13 protein-coding genes and 2 tRNA genes are annotated in these 12,638 nt (G+C 70.4%); 6 read left to right on the top strand and 9 right to left on the bottom strand.

Annotated elements, in window-relative coordinates:
* Window positions 1-57 precede the first annotated feature (57 nt).
* Window positions 58-1,449: a GTP cyclohydrolase II gene (ribA, locus tag EDD31_RS07710; protein WP_245991041.1), complete on the top strand. Its 1,392-nt coding sequence runs from the start codon at window positions 58-60 to the stop codon at window positions 1,447-1,449.
* Between the two features lie 16 nt (window positions 1,450-1,465).
* Here the strand turns inward: ribA and EDD31_RS07705 are convergent, their stop codons facing one another.
* From EDD31_RS07705 to EDD31_RS07695, 3 genes are all read right to left on the bottom strand, one after another.
* A complete protein-coding gene (locus tag EDD31_RS07705; RefSeq protein ID WP_123303635.1) occupies window positions 1,466-2,497 on the bottom strand; it encodes a glycosyltransferase family 4 protein in 1,032 nt (343 codons plus the stop codon).
* The gene (locus EDD31_RS07700; protein WP_123303634.1) at window positions 2,494-2,871 is read right to left on the bottom strand and encodes a 6-pyruvoyl trahydropterin synthase family protein; all 378 of its coding nucleotides are present in this window, start codon (window positions 2,869-2,871) and stop codon (window positions 2,494-2,496) included. The genes EDD31_RS07705 and EDD31_RS07700 overlap by 4 nt, the downstream gene beginning before the upstream one ends.
* 64 nt (window positions 2,872-2,935) lie before the next feature.
* Window positions 2,936-3,961, bottom strand: coding sequence for a zinc-dependent alcohol dehydrogenase (locus tag EDD31_RS07695; protein WP_123305306.1), 1,026 nt, complete (start codon window positions 3,959-3,961; stop codon window positions 2,936-2,938).
* A 39-nt stretch (window positions 3,962-4,000) separates the two neighbouring features.
* Here EDD31_RS07695 and EDD31_RS07690 point away from each other — a divergent pair, with 39 nt between their 5' ends.
* From EDD31_RS07690 to EDD31_RS07680, 3 genes are read left to right on the top strand one after another with little or no spacing between them, the layout of a single operon-like run.
* Window positions 4,001-4,531, top strand: coding sequence for an ArsR/SmtB family transcription factor (locus tag EDD31_RS07690; RefSeq protein WP_123303633.1), 531 nt, complete (start codon window positions 4,001-4,003; stop codon window positions 4,529-4,531).
* On the top strand, window positions 4,528-5,664 hold the full coding sequence (locus EDD31_RS07685; RefSeq protein ID WP_245991038.1) for a serine hydrolase domain-containing protein: 1,137 nt from the start codon (window positions 4,528-4,530) through the stop codon (window positions 5,662-5,664). The genes EDD31_RS07690 and EDD31_RS07685 overlap by 4 nt, the downstream gene beginning before the upstream one ends.
* A complete protein-coding gene (locus tag EDD31_RS07680; protein WP_123303632.1) occupies window positions 5,661-6,005 on the top strand; it encodes a hypothetical protein in 345 nt (114 codons plus the stop codon). Before EDD31_RS07685 ends, EDD31_RS07680 begins: the two co-directional genes overlap by 4 nt.
* Window positions 6,006-6,044: 39 nt before the next feature.
* Here the strand turns inward: EDD31_RS07680 and EDD31_RS07675 are convergent, their stop codons facing one another.
* From EDD31_RS07675 to EDD31_RS07660, 4 genes are all read right to left on the bottom strand, one after another.
* On the bottom strand, window positions 6,045-6,647 hold the full coding sequence (locus EDD31_RS07675; protein ID WP_123303631.1) for a DUF1349 domain-containing protein: 603 nt from the start codon (window positions 6,645-6,647) through the stop codon (window positions 6,045-6,047).
* Window positions 6,648-6,777: 130 nt separating this feature from the next.
* Window positions 6,778-6,866: transfer RNA gene (locus EDD31_RS07670), tRNA-Ser, on the bottom strand.
* Between the two features lie 221 nt (window positions 6,867-7,087).
* On the bottom strand, window positions 7,088-7,297 hold the full coding sequence (locus tag EDD31_RS14740; protein ID WP_170163238.1) for a hypothetical protein: 210 nt from the start codon (window positions 7,295-7,297) through the stop codon (window positions 7,088-7,090).
* 491 nt (window positions 7,298-7,788) lie between these two features.
* A tRNA-Ser gene (locus EDD31_RS07660) sits at window positions 7,789-7,876 on the bottom strand.
* Window positions 7,877-8,029: 153 nt separating this feature from the next.
* Here EDD31_RS07660 and EDD31_RS07655 point away from each other — a divergent pair.
* Entirely contained in the window at window positions 8,030-9,001 is a 972-nt protein-coding gene (locus tag EDD31_RS07655; protein WP_123303629.1) for an NAD(P)H-quinone oxidoreductase, read from the top strand.
* 2 nt (window positions 9,002-9,003) lie between these two features.
* On the opposite strand, the gene EDD31_RS07650 is transcribed toward EDD31_RS07655, so the two are convergent.
* The gene (locus EDD31_RS07650; RefSeq protein WP_245991035.1) at window positions 9,004-9,882 is read right to left on the bottom strand and encodes an HAD family hydrolase; all 879 of its coding nucleotides are present in this window, start codon (window positions 9,880-9,882) and stop codon (window positions 9,004-9,006) included.
* A 157-nt stretch (window positions 9,883-10,039) separates the two neighbouring features.
* Window positions 10,040-11,308 carry a serine--tRNA ligase gene (serS, locus tag EDD31_RS07645; protein ID WP_123303628.1) on the bottom strand — a complete coding sequence of 423 codons (1,269 nt, stop codon included), beginning with the start codon at window positions 11,306-11,308 and terminating at the stop codon, window positions 10,040-10,042.
* A gap of 158 nt (window positions 11,309-11,466) precedes the next feature.
* Between serS and EDD31_RS07640 the strand changes: the two genes are divergently transcribed.
* Window positions 11,467-12,630, top strand: coding sequence for a diacylglycerol/lipid kinase family protein (locus EDD31_RS07640; RefSeq protein ID WP_123303627.1), 1,164 nt, complete (start codon window positions 11,467-11,469; stop codon window positions 12,628-12,630).
* Window positions 12,631-12,638: the final 8 nt, after the last annotated feature.

The raw sequence follows: 12,638 nt of genomic DNA, 5'->3' as shown, positions 1-12,638 counted from the left end.
TGCTGCTGCGGCCAGTCTTGCCATGCGCGCGATCAGCGCATATGCGAAAGTTCAGACGTGACTGACCTGGACCACACGAGAACCGCACACTCCACCCTGCAGCGGTCCGTCGAGACACGCCTGCCCACCCGGCACGGCACCTTCCGGATGATGGGCTACGAGGGCGCCGGTGGCCTCGGCCATGTGGCCCTGGTGATGGGTGACGTGGAAAGCTCGTCCGGCCCGCCGCCACTGGTGCGGGTGCACTCGGAGTGCCTCACCGGTGATGCGCTCGGCTCCTACCGCTGCGACTGCGGTGAGCAGCTCCAGGCCGCCCTGGCCGCGATCGCCGCCGAGGGGCGCGGAGCGCTCATCTATGCCCGGGGGCACGAAGGCCGCGGGATCGGCCTGCTCGCCAAGCTGCATGCCTATGCATTGCAGGACACCGGCGTGGACACCGTGGACGCGAACCTGCGTCTGGGGTACCCCGCCGATGCCCGGGACTACTCCGAGGTGGCGGGAATCCTGCACGACCTGGGCGCCACCCGGATCACGCTGCTCACCGCCAACCCCGAGAAGGGTGAGCGGTTGAACGACTATGGCATCGAGGTCGCGGCGCGGCGCCGGCCTGCCGTGGAGGATCGCCCCGAGAACGCCTTCTACCTGGACACCAAGCGCCGCAGGATGCGTCACGATGCCATCTCTGCGCTCCCGGATGCCTGGTCCATGCTGTTGGCCGGGCAGGTGCCGCCGATGTCGGCGCTGACCTCCGATGCCGAGCGGGAGCTTGTCGAACGCTATGGTCCCCTCGCGCAGGCCACCGGGGCGCTGACGATCGCGCAGATGGGGCAGTCCATCGACGGGTTCATCGCTTCCAGAACCGGCGACGGCGCACGGCTGACCGGCGAGGTGGACCACACCCACCTCCACCGCCTGCGCGCCCAGGTGGACGCGGTGGTGGTCGGGGCCTCCACCGTGATCGCCGACGATGCCCGCCTCACCGTGCGCCTGACTGCTGGCGCCCACCCGGTTCGGGTGGTGCTCGACCCCCGGGCACGCCTGCCTCGCACCGCTCATGTACTGACCGAGAGCGAGGCCCCCACCCTCTGGATCATCGGAGACGAAGCCCCGGATCCCACGGAGGTGGCCAATCCGCTCCCCCACGTGAGCGTGGTGCGGGCTCCGGTGTCCGAGCGCGGGTTCGCCCCGGCGGACGTGCTGGCCTTGCTGCACGAGCGGGGCCTGGAGCGCGTGCTCGTGGAGGGGGGCGGAAGGCTGGTGTCCGCCTTCCTGGCCGCTGGGGCGTTGGATCGGCTGTTCATCACGGTGGCGCCAGTTCTCATCGGCGACGGCGTGCCCGGTCTGCGCTTCAACGGCTCCCCGCGCTTGGCTGAGGCCGTCCGCGCCCCGAACCGGCGCTGGAACCTCGGCGAGGACGTCTGCACTGAGTTCGTGCTCGCGGACTCCTAGCCCGGGCGGCGCATGGTCAGATGATGCGGCGGACGCTCCGCGCTGTCTGCTCCCAGGAAGGCAGCATTTCCCGCACTGCACCGGCACGCCTGCGCCAGGCAGTGCGAAGCCCGTCGGCGCTCGCCCACGCGCGGAGTCGATCAGCAAGAGCCGAGGCGTCCCCCACGGGGACCACAACGCCGGGAAGTGGGCGCCCCGGCCCCCCCACGGCCAAGGCTTCTGCGGCACCGGTGTCGGTGACCACGGCCGGGATCCCGTGGGCCAGCGCCTCGAGGACCACCAGTCCGTAGGTCTCGTGGCGCGAGGGCAGCACCAGCAGGTCGGCGGCGCACCACTGCACTTCCAGCGGCTCGCCGGTCAACGCCCCGGTGAGCCGGACCCGGTCCGACCAGCCCTCGTGACGGATCATGGCGGCGAGCTCGCCCGTTAGGGCCGGATCGAGGTCGTCCGAGCCCACGATGCGGGCACTCCAATGCAGTTCGGACAGGTGGGAGAGGGCGCGCAGGAGAGTGCGGTGATCCTTGGTGGGCGTCACCGCCCCGACGGCGAGGATGCGCGGTGGATCGGAGCCGGCCGCCGGTGGTTGCGCCCGCATCCCGGGCAGCGCGACGTGCACCTGAGTGAGCCGGTGGCGCCGCTCGAGGTCTCGGGCGGCGGTCTTGCTGGTGGCCACCACCGCGCTGGCCGCACGGAAGGCGCGCCCTTCCCGGTCCTCACGGCGGGCGCGCTCGGCCTCGGAAAGGCCGTGCTCATCCGCCGCCGCCATGTGAGCCAGGACCACCACGCGCCGGCCGGCGTCGACCGCCTGGTCAATGGCTTCCGGAACGCCCGAGGCGACGATGCCATCAACGATGGCGACGGCGCCCCTGTTCAGGATCTGGGCGGCGCGCTCGCGCGCAGCAGCCTGAGGGGCCGGCCAGCTGCCGGGCACCCGGTAGACCTCCACCTCCTCACCCGCAGCACGCAGAGCGCCGATCAGCTCCGCGTTGTAGGTGTTCCCACCGGAGGGGCGCTGACTGTCCCAGGTGAGGAAGGCGGTAGCACTCACAGCTCGCGCGAGTAGCTCGCCCAGGCGTCCGGGTGTTCTCGCAGCGTGACGTCCAGCCCGGCATAGGGGCCGCCTTGAAGGCGGGTGGCGATGCGCTCGGCGATGAAGCGCGCGAGGTGCTCGGTGGTGGTCAAGGTGCCCGTCAGCTCAGGGTGGTCATCGAGATTGGAGTAGTCGAGGTCGGCCAGCGCGTCCTTGAGCATGCCGGTGGCCTCACCGATATCGATCACGATGCCGGCCTCGTCCAGCTCCGCTCGCCGGATGCTCAACTCGACCACGAAGGTGGCGCCGTGGAGGCCTTGGGCGGGCCCGAAGGCGGGGTGCGGCAGTGAATGGGCGATCATCATGTGGTCGCGGACGGTCAGGGAGAACACGGTTCACTCCTAGGTGAGGATACTCAGGCCAGGTGTCGCTCGAACGGTATGGCCCGCGGCGGGATTATGCCGTTCGATGCTGGTCGGACTGCGGATAGGTGATGACCTGGCACAACGGCGCCCCCTCACCGGCGGCCAGGCGGGGCATGACCTCGGGCAGCTCGTCGAAGGGGGCCGTGCCGGTGATGAGGGCATCGAAGGCGGGGTCGGTGAGCCGGTCCAGGGCCAGGGCCAAGCGGTCGGCGTGCGTGCGGCGAGCCCGCCGCGCCGCGGCGACCACGCCCACCTGCGAGGCACGGATGCTCAGCCGTTTGGCGTGGAAGGCTCCGCCGAGCGGCACCCGGGGAGCCGTCGAGCCGTACCAGGAGGCTTCGACGACCTCTCCCTGTTCGCCCAGCAGCTCCAGTGCGCGCGCGAGGCCGGCCTCGGATCCGGAGGCGTGGATTACCAGGTCACAGTCGCCCTCGGCGGTAGCGGGATCCCGCCACTCGATGCCCCAGTGCTGGGCCAGCCTCGCACGGTCGGGGTTGACGTCGATGAGCTGGAGGCGCGCGAGCGGGAAGTCGCGGGCGAGGGCGGCCACCGCCGCGCCGATCATCCCGGCGCCGATGATCGCGATGCGGTCACCCAGCCGCGGCGCCGCTTCCCAGAGGATGTTGATCGCGGTCTCGACTGCTCCGGCGAGCACGGCACGAGAGGTGGGCACGCCCGCCGGTACGGGGGTGACGGCCTCAACCGGCACGATGTAGCGGTCCTGGTGCGGATGCAGGACGAAGACCCGTTGATGGATCAAGTGGGCCGGACCGTCCTCGACGACGCCGACGCTGAGGTAGCCGTACTTCACCGGCCCGGGAAGGTCGCCCTCCTGGAAGGGGGCGCGCATGAGCTCGGCGACCTCCGCGGGCACGGCGCCGGTGTGCACCAGCGTCTCGGTCCCCCGGGAGACCCCGGAGACCAGGGTGCGCACCAGGACCTCCCCCGGCCCGGGTACGCGGCCCCGTTCGGTCCGCAGTTCGCCATGGCCAGGAGAGGTCGTCCAGTACGCGGTCCACACCTGAGACAGCTTGCCTGCTGGACGCCCGCGTGGCATCCAGTAGCGCATCGCACTGGAATTACGTAATATTAGAGGATGTCGATTGAGGACCGGTTGCTGGCACTCGAGCAACGCCTGGCCGACCTGGAGGGCGGCACTGCGGGGACGACGGCGCAGCCTCGCGATACCTCCGCGCCGCACCACAGCGCTGCAGTGACCTCTGAGGATCCTTATTGGGCCCTCAACGGGCTCCGCGATCGACTTGAGTCTGAGGCCGGGGCTGTGGTGTGGACCGGGACGGTCCACACCGGCGCGGGACCCGTGGCGTGGCAGATGAGCCGCGAGGCGGAGGAACTCCTCGAGCCGGAGGACACCGAGTCGCTGGCGGCGAGCTTGGCGGCGCTCGGCCACCCGGTGCGCATCGACCTGGCCCTGGCTGTGGTCCGCGGCACCGGCAAGCTCTCCGATCTGGCCGCGGAACTCGGGCTCGCCTCCACGGGCCAGCTCTACCACCACGTCAAGGCTCTGACGGCGGCCGGATGGCTCCGTCCGGGGTCTCGCGGCTTCGTGACAGTCCCGCCCGAGCGGGTCATCCCCCTTCTCGTGATCTTGGGAGCCAGCCGATGACTGAGTCCACAGCAGACCACCCGGGCGCTACCGCCCCGGCCCGAGCAGCCCGCCAGGGCACTCGCCGCCCCGCCGTGCTGCTCGGGGCCGCCATGGCGGTCATCGCCGCCGTCCTGGCCCTGTGGCTGCGCCCCGCCGGCGGTTCCATTGATGGCCACAGCATGGTGGAGGGCGACACCACCCTGGCCGCCGCCGCTCTGGAGCACCTTCCGGACGGCGCATACGGCGCCGTCGTTGCCGAGGTGACACCGCAGGGGACGCGGACCGCGGCCATCGGCGTACCCCTGGAGGGCACCGTGGAGATCGGTTCTGTCTCGAAGGGCCTGACGGGTCTGCTCTACGCTGACGCCATCGAGCGCGGCGAGATCGAGCCACAGACGCCCCTGGGGGAGCTCCTCGACCTCGGCGACTCCCCCGCCGCGGACATCACACTCGAGGAACTCGCCCAGCACCGCTCCGGGCTGCCACGCCTCGCCGGTGGCGTGGGCACTTTCGCGCGGAGCTACGCCTCGGCCGTGCTCGGAACCAACCCCTACACCGGCGATCTCGCCGGCCTGCTCGCCGACCTGCGCGCCGCTGACCTCGGCCCACGCGAGCCGAGCTACTCCAACCTGGGCTTCGCCGCGCTGGGCCATGCCCTCGCGGCTGCCGCGGGCATGGACTACCCCACGCTCCTGCATGGGCGGCTGGCGGTCCCGGCAGACCTGAGCGCGCTGAGTCTGCCGTCCTCCCGGGACGAGCTCGGCCCGGAGGCCGTCCAGGGCCGGGACCAGCAGGGGCGCCGGCCACAGCCCTGGATCAATGAGGCCTACGCCCCGACCGGGACGGGCATCAGGGCGGACGCCGCCACGATGGCGCAGCTGGCCGAGCTCATGCTGGCGGGTAGTGTGCCCGGCGCGCAGGCCATGGAGCCCACGGCGGACTTCCATGAAGGCTCCATCGGTGCGGCGTGGTTCACCGACACCATCAACGGTTCCGAGGTGGTCTGGCACAACGGAGGGACCGGCGGTTTCTTCACCTGGTTCGGCGTGGATCCCGAGCACGGGACCGCCCTCTTCCTCAGCGCTGCCACCAACCAGCCGGTGGACCAGGCCGGTCAGGCGCTGCTCGCCCAGGCGGGGGGCGACCGATGATCATCTCCCTGGCCCTTCTGGCATGGTCCCTGACCAGCGTCGTGATCGCGACCCTGCAGGCCCGCAAAGCCACCGACCGGATCCGCCTGATCTCCCTGAGCACCAACACGCTCGCCGTCCTGGCCCTGGCCCGGGCGCTCGCACCCTGGCCCGGCGCCACCGGATGGGGGTGGACCGCGAGCGCCCTGGGCTTCAGTGCCATGCTCGTGTTCGCGGCCTCTCGATGGCCCGAGCTGGCGCCGTATCCCGAAGACACCTCCGAGAAGAAGCGCCGCTGGGCCCCGCTCGGAGCCCTCTCACCTCTCGCACTGGTGGCACTGGTGATCTGGACCTTTATCTGAGCCGCCACCTCCGCGATCCGGGGCTCCACACCACCGGGTTCAGTGGAGGGCGGTGTCAGCCTCGGTGAGGTGCCAGGAGTGGAAGCGGACACTCAGCCCGGCCCGCGTCGGTGCGCACAGGTAGGGGCCCGCCTCAGCGACCTGCTCGGGGTCGAGCGGAGTGACCCGCACGAACTGCCGGTCCTGGCCGGCCAGACCGGCGCGGACGATCAGAGCACCACCAGTGCGGCTGACCCGCACGGTCACGCGCTGCCCGCTCCATTCATCGGCCGGCGCCACGGACCAGTCCGACTGACCCTGGGTCACCACCGCGCCGAGCTGGAGGCGTCCGTCCGACCGCTCGAGGCCGGCTTTGACCCACCGCTGCGCATCGATCCTGACGAAGACTCCCGCCTGGTCGAACTGCTCGGGAAGCGCGGCGGTGAAGGTCACCTCGACGGCAGCGCCCACCGGGAAGGAGTCGAGCAGCGCGTGCTCGGAATCGTGGATGAACCCGTACGAGGTCAGCCGCCAGGCGTCCGAGTTCTCCGCGGCGGTGACCACGAGGTCTTCCCCCTCGGCGACGGCCGAGACCGGCGCATGCGTCCATCGCCCTGCCGACCAGGGCAGCTGCTGATGCGACGAGCGCTCAGAGATGGTCATCCCGGGTTCTCCTCAGTGATTGCACCCACACACCTTGTCTCCGGACAGCGAGCTCTCCGGCGCTACGGGCAACGAAGGTCCGAACCCACCAGGGTTCGGACCTTGCCGATGTCCTAGGACATCTGGAACGCGGAGACGGTGGGATTTGAACCCACGGACGGTTTGCACCGTCACGGCCTTAGCAGGGCCGCGCACTAGACCAGACTATGCGACGTCTCCTTGGAGCCAGCGTGCTGTGGAACTCCGCTGACCAGGTTACCGGGAGGCTAGCCTGCCATGGCAAACCGTCCCACGTGGCCTCGGCCACGCCGGCACCTCGAACTGGCGCCGGTGGACACACGAGCGCCCGGCACCCACAGGGGGCGCCGGGCGCTCATGACCGACTGGCTGTGTGGATCAGAACGATCCGCTAGCAGCCTCGGACGATCAGGAAGAGTGGGTCACTCGTCCGCGTCGTCCTCGGTGTCGTCCAGACCGTCGTCCTCGGTGTCGTCGAGGCCGTCGTCCGCCGGGTCATCGGCGGGGTCTTCGACCGCAGGGTCGTCCATCGGGTCGTCGGCGGTTCCGTTGTCGTCGCAAGCCGCGAGGCCAGCCACAAGGAAGACGCCGGCAGTCGCGGTCACAAGCTTCTTGGCCGTGCTGGTACGCATAGCCCCTCCTCGAACGTTATCGGTTCGTTATCTGACTCGAAATACGCTACCTGCACATTGCGGCTCGTGCCACCCCAACCGCTCCGGAACCGTTGCGAAAGCCGTTCACGCCGTCGGCGCGGCCCCCGCGTCAGCCGGCGTGCCCCGCGGGAAGGGAGCCCACTTTTCCTTGTTTTCTCAAGGCTTTCACGCCGCTTCACCACCGAGCAAGCCCGCCCTGGCCGACGAGCGTGGGTGGCTGGATTCCGTGTTGCAGTTCACACGAGCGACGCCGTTCATGGGCACCAATAAGCCAATTGACTTGGAATGAAAAGGTAAAGAAACCGACACTCGTCGATCATGAAACTAGCAATTCGGCCGTAGGCTGAAGGCCGCACCCACCGCCCAGCATCCGCGACGGATACCGGGCGAACGCGCGGCCAGGCCGCTTCACGCACGAGCGCCCTCCCCGGCGTGATTCCCGGGAAGGGCGCTCGTTCCGCATCATTCTGCGGAGGGACGGGGATTCGAACCCCGGGTGCGAGGTCATCGCACAGCGGTTTTCAAGACCGCCACATTCGGCCGCTCTGTCATCCCTCCTGGGCACACCACACGTAGCGCCGTACCAACTCGAGAAGTCTACGAGGCCGGAGCCCCGCCGGTCTCGCCCGCACGCCGAGATCACCGCCACGAGCGAGCGTCGGTGCCCCCTGTCCCACCCCTGGGCGCCACGTTCAGGGCACGATGGGTGCCATGCACGCCATCTGCGCACGCACCGGGGAACTCTCCCTGGTCGAACTCCCCGATCCCTCCCCTGCCGCCGGGGAGGTGCAGATCACCGTGGCTGCGGCCGGCGTGAACCGTGCCGATCTGCTCCAGCGCACCGGCCACTATCCACCGCCACCGGGCGCGAGCGACATCCTCGGTCTCGAGGTCTCCGGCATCATCACGGCGCTCGGCCCCGGCGTTCCGGACTGGCAGGTAGGCGACGAGGTCTGCGCCCTGCTGGCCGGGGGTGGCTACGCCACGCAGGTCACGGTTCCCGCCGGGCAGCTCCTCCCGGTACCGCGGGGGGTGGACCTCATCTCAGCCTCCGCCCTCCCCGAGGTGGCCTGCACCGCATGGTCGAACCTCGTCGAGGTTGCCCGGCTCCGCGCGGGTGAGTCCGTCCTCGTCGTCGGAGGGTCCGGAGGCATCGGCTCCCATGCCATTCAGCTCGCCGCCGCGCTCGGGGCGCGGGTGGTGACCACCGCGGGCGGGCCTGAGCGAGTGCAGCGTTGTCTGGACCTTGGTGCCGACGTCGCACTGGACCATCGCGCATTGGCGGGCCGAGAGCTCGCCTGCGCCGTCAAGGAGGCGAGCGGCGGCGGTGTGGACGTGATCCTCGACGTCCTCGGAGCCGGGTCGCTGGCGACTCATCTGGCCAGCCTGGCCACCGGAGGGCGGCTCGTGGTGATCGGCATGCAGCAGGGCCGCCACGGCGAGATCGACCTGGGGCGGCTGCTCGCCAAGCGCGCCTCGATCCACGGCACCACCTTGCGCTCGCGGTCAGCACAGGACAAGGCTGAGATCGTTGCCGCGGTGCAATCGCACGTGTGGCCGCTGATCGAGCAGGAACAGGTGCGCCCGGTGGTCCACGCGGTGCTGCCGCTCAGAGACGCAGGCCGGGCACACGAGCTGCTCGACTCCGGCGCCGTGTTCGGCAAGGTGTTACTGCAGGTGTGACCTCAGCGCATGGCGAGGGCGCGCAGCACCACTGCGGCGCCGTCCGCGGCGACGCCACCCGTCTGGGCGTCCGCGACGGCGACCACATGGTCCGGAGCGTCACCCATGGCCACACCGTGAGCCGCCCACTGCAGCATCTCCTCGTCGTTCTGCCCATCACCGAGCGTCACCGTGGCGCCGGGGCGGACATCGAAGCGCCCCCGCAGCCCTTCAAGCGCGCTGGCCTTGGAGACCCCGGGCGGGGTGAGGTCCAGCCACGCCGCCCATCCCACGGCGTAGGAGACGCCGTGCAGTCCGACCCGGGCGACCAGGTCGTAGAAGTCATCAGAGTCCAGATCGGGGGCGCGGACCGTCACGCGGGTGGCCGGGGTGGCCACGAGCTCGTCGAGGTCGACCACATCGATCTCACCGGTGAGTTCCCCGGTGGGGAAGGGAGCGGTGACCTTGAACCCGCGACCGATGTCCTCGACACCGAAGAGCAGGTCGGGCATCTCTGAGGCGAGCGCCCGCACCGCCGGGCCGGGATCAAAGGTGACGACGTCGGTGATCTCGTACTCGCCCTGGCTGAGCTGCACCATGACGGCCCCATTGGAGCTGACCGCCCAGGTCTCGTCCAGGCCGAGAGCGTGGGCCACCGGGACCGTGGCGGTCACGCCCCGGCCGGTGGCCAGGATGACGTGGGTGCCGGCCTCGCGCAGCGCGGCTACCGCACCGCGGATCTCGGCGGAGAGGTCGCCGTCGTAGTGCAGCAACGTGCCGTCGATGTCCAGGCCGACCATGAGGTCGGGACCAGGAGCGGGAACGGAATCGGGGATGCGCTCGACCCAGGCCGCGGCACGCTCGATGACCGGAGCGAGTTGCCCCGTGGTGTTCTCGCTCATGGCCCTCCTCGCACTCTGCTGCTCGCGGCCGCAGTCCGGCACCGCGCGGTTTCTGCCTTCGAACGTACGGCGTCACGGCTGCAGGCGCGACGGTCTGTCACCGACCTCACGGGTGAGCGGCCGCACGTCCCCGCCGTCTCATGCGTGTGGCCACGCCTCACGCGGGCTCGAGAACGTCGAGCCCGCCGAGATAAGGGCGCAGCGCCTCCGGCACACGCACCGCACCTCCGGCCACCTGGTGGTTCTCCAGGATGGCCACGATCCATCGGGTGGTGGCCAGGGTGCCGTTGAGCGTGGCGGCCGGACGGGTGCCCGAGGGGCCACGCTCGCGCACCGCGAGGCGCCGGGCCTGGAAGCTGGTGCAGTTGGAAGTGGAGGTGACTTCCATCCAGCGTTCCTGGCTGGGCAGCCACGCCTCACAGTCGAACTTGCGCGCAGCCGAGGTGCCGAGATCCCCGGCGGCGGTGTCGATGACCCGGTAGGGCAGCTCGACGGCCGCGAGCATCTCCTCCTCCCAGGCGAGCAGGCGCTCGTGCTCGGCCGCAGCGTCATCGGCCGAGACATAAGAGAACATCTCCAGCTTGTTGAACTGATGCACGCGGATGATGCCGCGGGTGTCCTTGCCGTGTGATCCGGCCTCGCGCCGGTAACAGGTGGACCAGCCGGCATAACGCTTGGGGCCCTCAGACAGATCGAGGATCTCCTCGGCGTGATAACCGGCGAGCGCGACCTCCGAGGTGCCGGTGAGGTAGAGATCGTCCGCTTCGAGCCGGTAGATCTCGTCGGAGTGCTCGCCGAGGAACCCGGTGCCCGCCATGATCTGCGGGCTCACCAACGTGGGCGTGATCATGGGGGTGAATCCGGCGCGCATCGCGAGGTCAAGACCCGCCTGCAGCAGGGCCAGCTCCAGGCGGGCGCCGATGCCGGTGAGGTAGTAGAAGCGCGAACCCGAGACCTTGGCGCCGCGCGCCATATCGATGGCGCGCAGTCCTTCGCCGATCTCGAGGTGATCCTTGACCTCGACTCCTTCGGCCGCGAAGTCGCGCACGGTGCCCTCATGGCGCAGCACGGTGAAGTCGGCTTCACCGCCCGCGGGCACGCCCTCGGCCACGATGTTCGGGATCGTCGCCAGGATCTTCTCGGCGCGCGCGCCGGCCTGGTTCGCCTGGGCCTCGGCCTCCTTGACCTGCGCGGCGAGCTCCTGGGCACGAGCCAGGACGGTGGGCCGCTCCTCGGCCGAAGCCTTGCCCACCGACTTCGAGACCTGCTTCTGCTCCGCCCGCAGGTCTTCGAACCGGGTCAGGGTGGCGCGCCGCTCGGCATCGGCCTCCAGCAGGGAGTCCACCAGCGACTCGTCGGCGCCGCGGGCCCGCTGGCTCGCGCGGACGATCTCGGGATTCTCACGCAGGGCTCGCAGGTCAATCATGCGCGCCAGCCTATCCGTCTCCGGCGGCCGTCGATGTGCCCGGCTCAGGGCTGCCCTGGCACGCGCTTCTCGCCACCTCGCCGAGCTCCGCACGCGGGCTGCGGCTGCCGGGAGACGCCGTGGTCGCGCGCTCCCGGAGCGACCGGGATACTGGCGGAATGAACCCGGAGCTATGGATCTCACTCGCCGGCCTCTTCCTCGCACTGGCCGCTCTCGTTTTCGGGATCCACGCGCTGCGGCAGTCCCTCCGCCGAGAGGTGGCCTCGCTCGTTGAGGACGAGCCCTCGCCCGCTCCTGTCACTCAGGAACTGAACGCCCCGGTGGACGCCGAGCCGAGCCCGCGCCCGCCAGCCGTGGTGCTGAACCCGGCGCGGATCGCCAACATTGCAGGCTTCCAAGCGGTCGTCACGCGCATCGCCGCCGAGGTCGATCTCCCGGAGCCGCTGTGGTTCACCACCACGGTCGAGGACCCGGGCGCCGGCCAGGCGAAGGAGGCACTGGCCGCGAACCCCTCCGTGGTGATCGCCGTCGGCGGTGACGGCACCGTGCGGGCGGTGGCCGGGGCCATGGCGGGCTCCGGGGTGCCGATGGGCGTCGTCCCCCTGGGCACCGGCAACCTGCTGGCCCGCAACCTCGACCTCCCCATCGGCAATCCCCGTGACTGCGTGATCGCGGCCCTCACGGGCCAAGAACGCCCCATGGATGTCGGCTGGCTCAGCACCGAGCCGGAGAGCCCCGACCCCGACAAACTCGCCAAGGCGGACGACGAGCCACCCGTGGAGCACCCCTTCGTGGTGATCGGCGGGCTCGGCTTCGACGCCGCCATGGTCGAAGGTGCCGGCGATGACCTCAAGAAGCGCCTCGGATGGTTCGCCTACTTCGTGGCCGGGGTGCGCCACCTGCGCAGCCCTCGGCTGCGCGCCACCCTCGAGCTGGGCAGCGCCGGCGAGCACGGCCCGGTCGAGGCGCGCACGGTGCTCGTGGCCAATTGCGGGAAGCTCCCCGGCGGATTCCTCCTCTTCCCCGATGCCCGGATCGATGACGGCTGGCTGGACATCGGCGTGATCGACACGCGATCCGGCCTGTTCGGCTGGGCGGACCTCCTGCGCCGCGTCATCCTGCAGGGCATCGGCCTGCGGCAGGACTCCCTGCCCTTCCAGATCGGGTCGATCGAGTTCCGCAGGGCGCGCACGATCACGGTTCGCGCCGACAAGCCGGAGGCGGTGCAGGTCGACGGTGACCTGCTCGGCGACGCCCGGGTGGTGCGCGCCCGCATCCAGCCGGACGCCGTCATCATCCGCAGCCCCAGCGCCACCTTCTGAGGTTCCGG

Source organism: Bogoriella caseilytica (genome assembly GCF_003752405.1).
In the GTDB taxonomy this organism is placed as follows: Bacteria; Actinomycetota; Actinomycetes; order Actinomycetales; family Actinomycetaceae; genus Allobogoriella; species Allobogoriella caseilytica.
Note: the sequence above shows the minus strand (reverse complement) of the source record. Positions and strands in the feature narration are given on the sequence as shown.

Bases quoted from the DNA above. Each gene is read 5' to 3' on its own strand.
- EDD31_RS07650 (WP_245991035.1), bottom strand. From the start codon at position 9,882: ATGAGCGAGAACACCACGGGGCAACTCGCTCCGGTCATCGAGCGTGCC.
- EDD31_RS07685 (WP_245991038.1), top strand. From the start codon at position 4,528: ATGACTGAGTCCACAGCAGACCACCCGGGCGCTACCGCCCCGGCCCGA.
- EDD31_RS07675 (WP_123303631.1), bottom strand. From the start codon at position 6,647: ATGACCATCTCTGAGCGCTCGTCGCATCAGCAGCTGCCCTGGTCGGCA.
- serS (WP_123303628.1), bottom strand. From the start codon at position 11,308: ATGATTGACCTGCGAGCCCTGCGTGAGAATCCCGAGATCGTCCGCGCG.
- EDD31_RS07655 (WP_123303629.1), top strand. From the start codon at position 8,030: ATGCACGCCATCTGCGCACGCACCGGGGAACTCTCCCTGGTCGAACTC.
- EDD31_RS07680 (WP_123303632.1), top strand. From the start codon at position 5,661: ATGATCATCTCCCTGGCCCTTCTGGCATGGTCCCTGACCAGCGTCGTG.
- EDD31_RS07695 (WP_123305306.1), bottom strand. From the start codon at position 3,961: ATGCCACGCGGGCGTCCAGCAGGCAAGCTGTCTCAGGTGTGGACCGCG.
- EDD31_RS07640 (WP_123303627.1), top strand. From the start codon at position 11,467: ATGAACCCGGAGCTATGGATCTCACTCGCCGGCCTCTTCCTCGCACTG.
- EDD31_RS07690 (WP_123303633.1), top strand. From the start codon at position 4,001: ATGTCGATTGAGGACCGGTTGCTGGCACTCGAGCAACGCCTGGCCGAC.
- EDD31_RS14740 (WP_170163238.1), bottom strand. From the start codon at position 7,297: ATGCGTACCAGCACGGCCAAGAAGCTTGTGACCGCGACTGCCGGCGTC.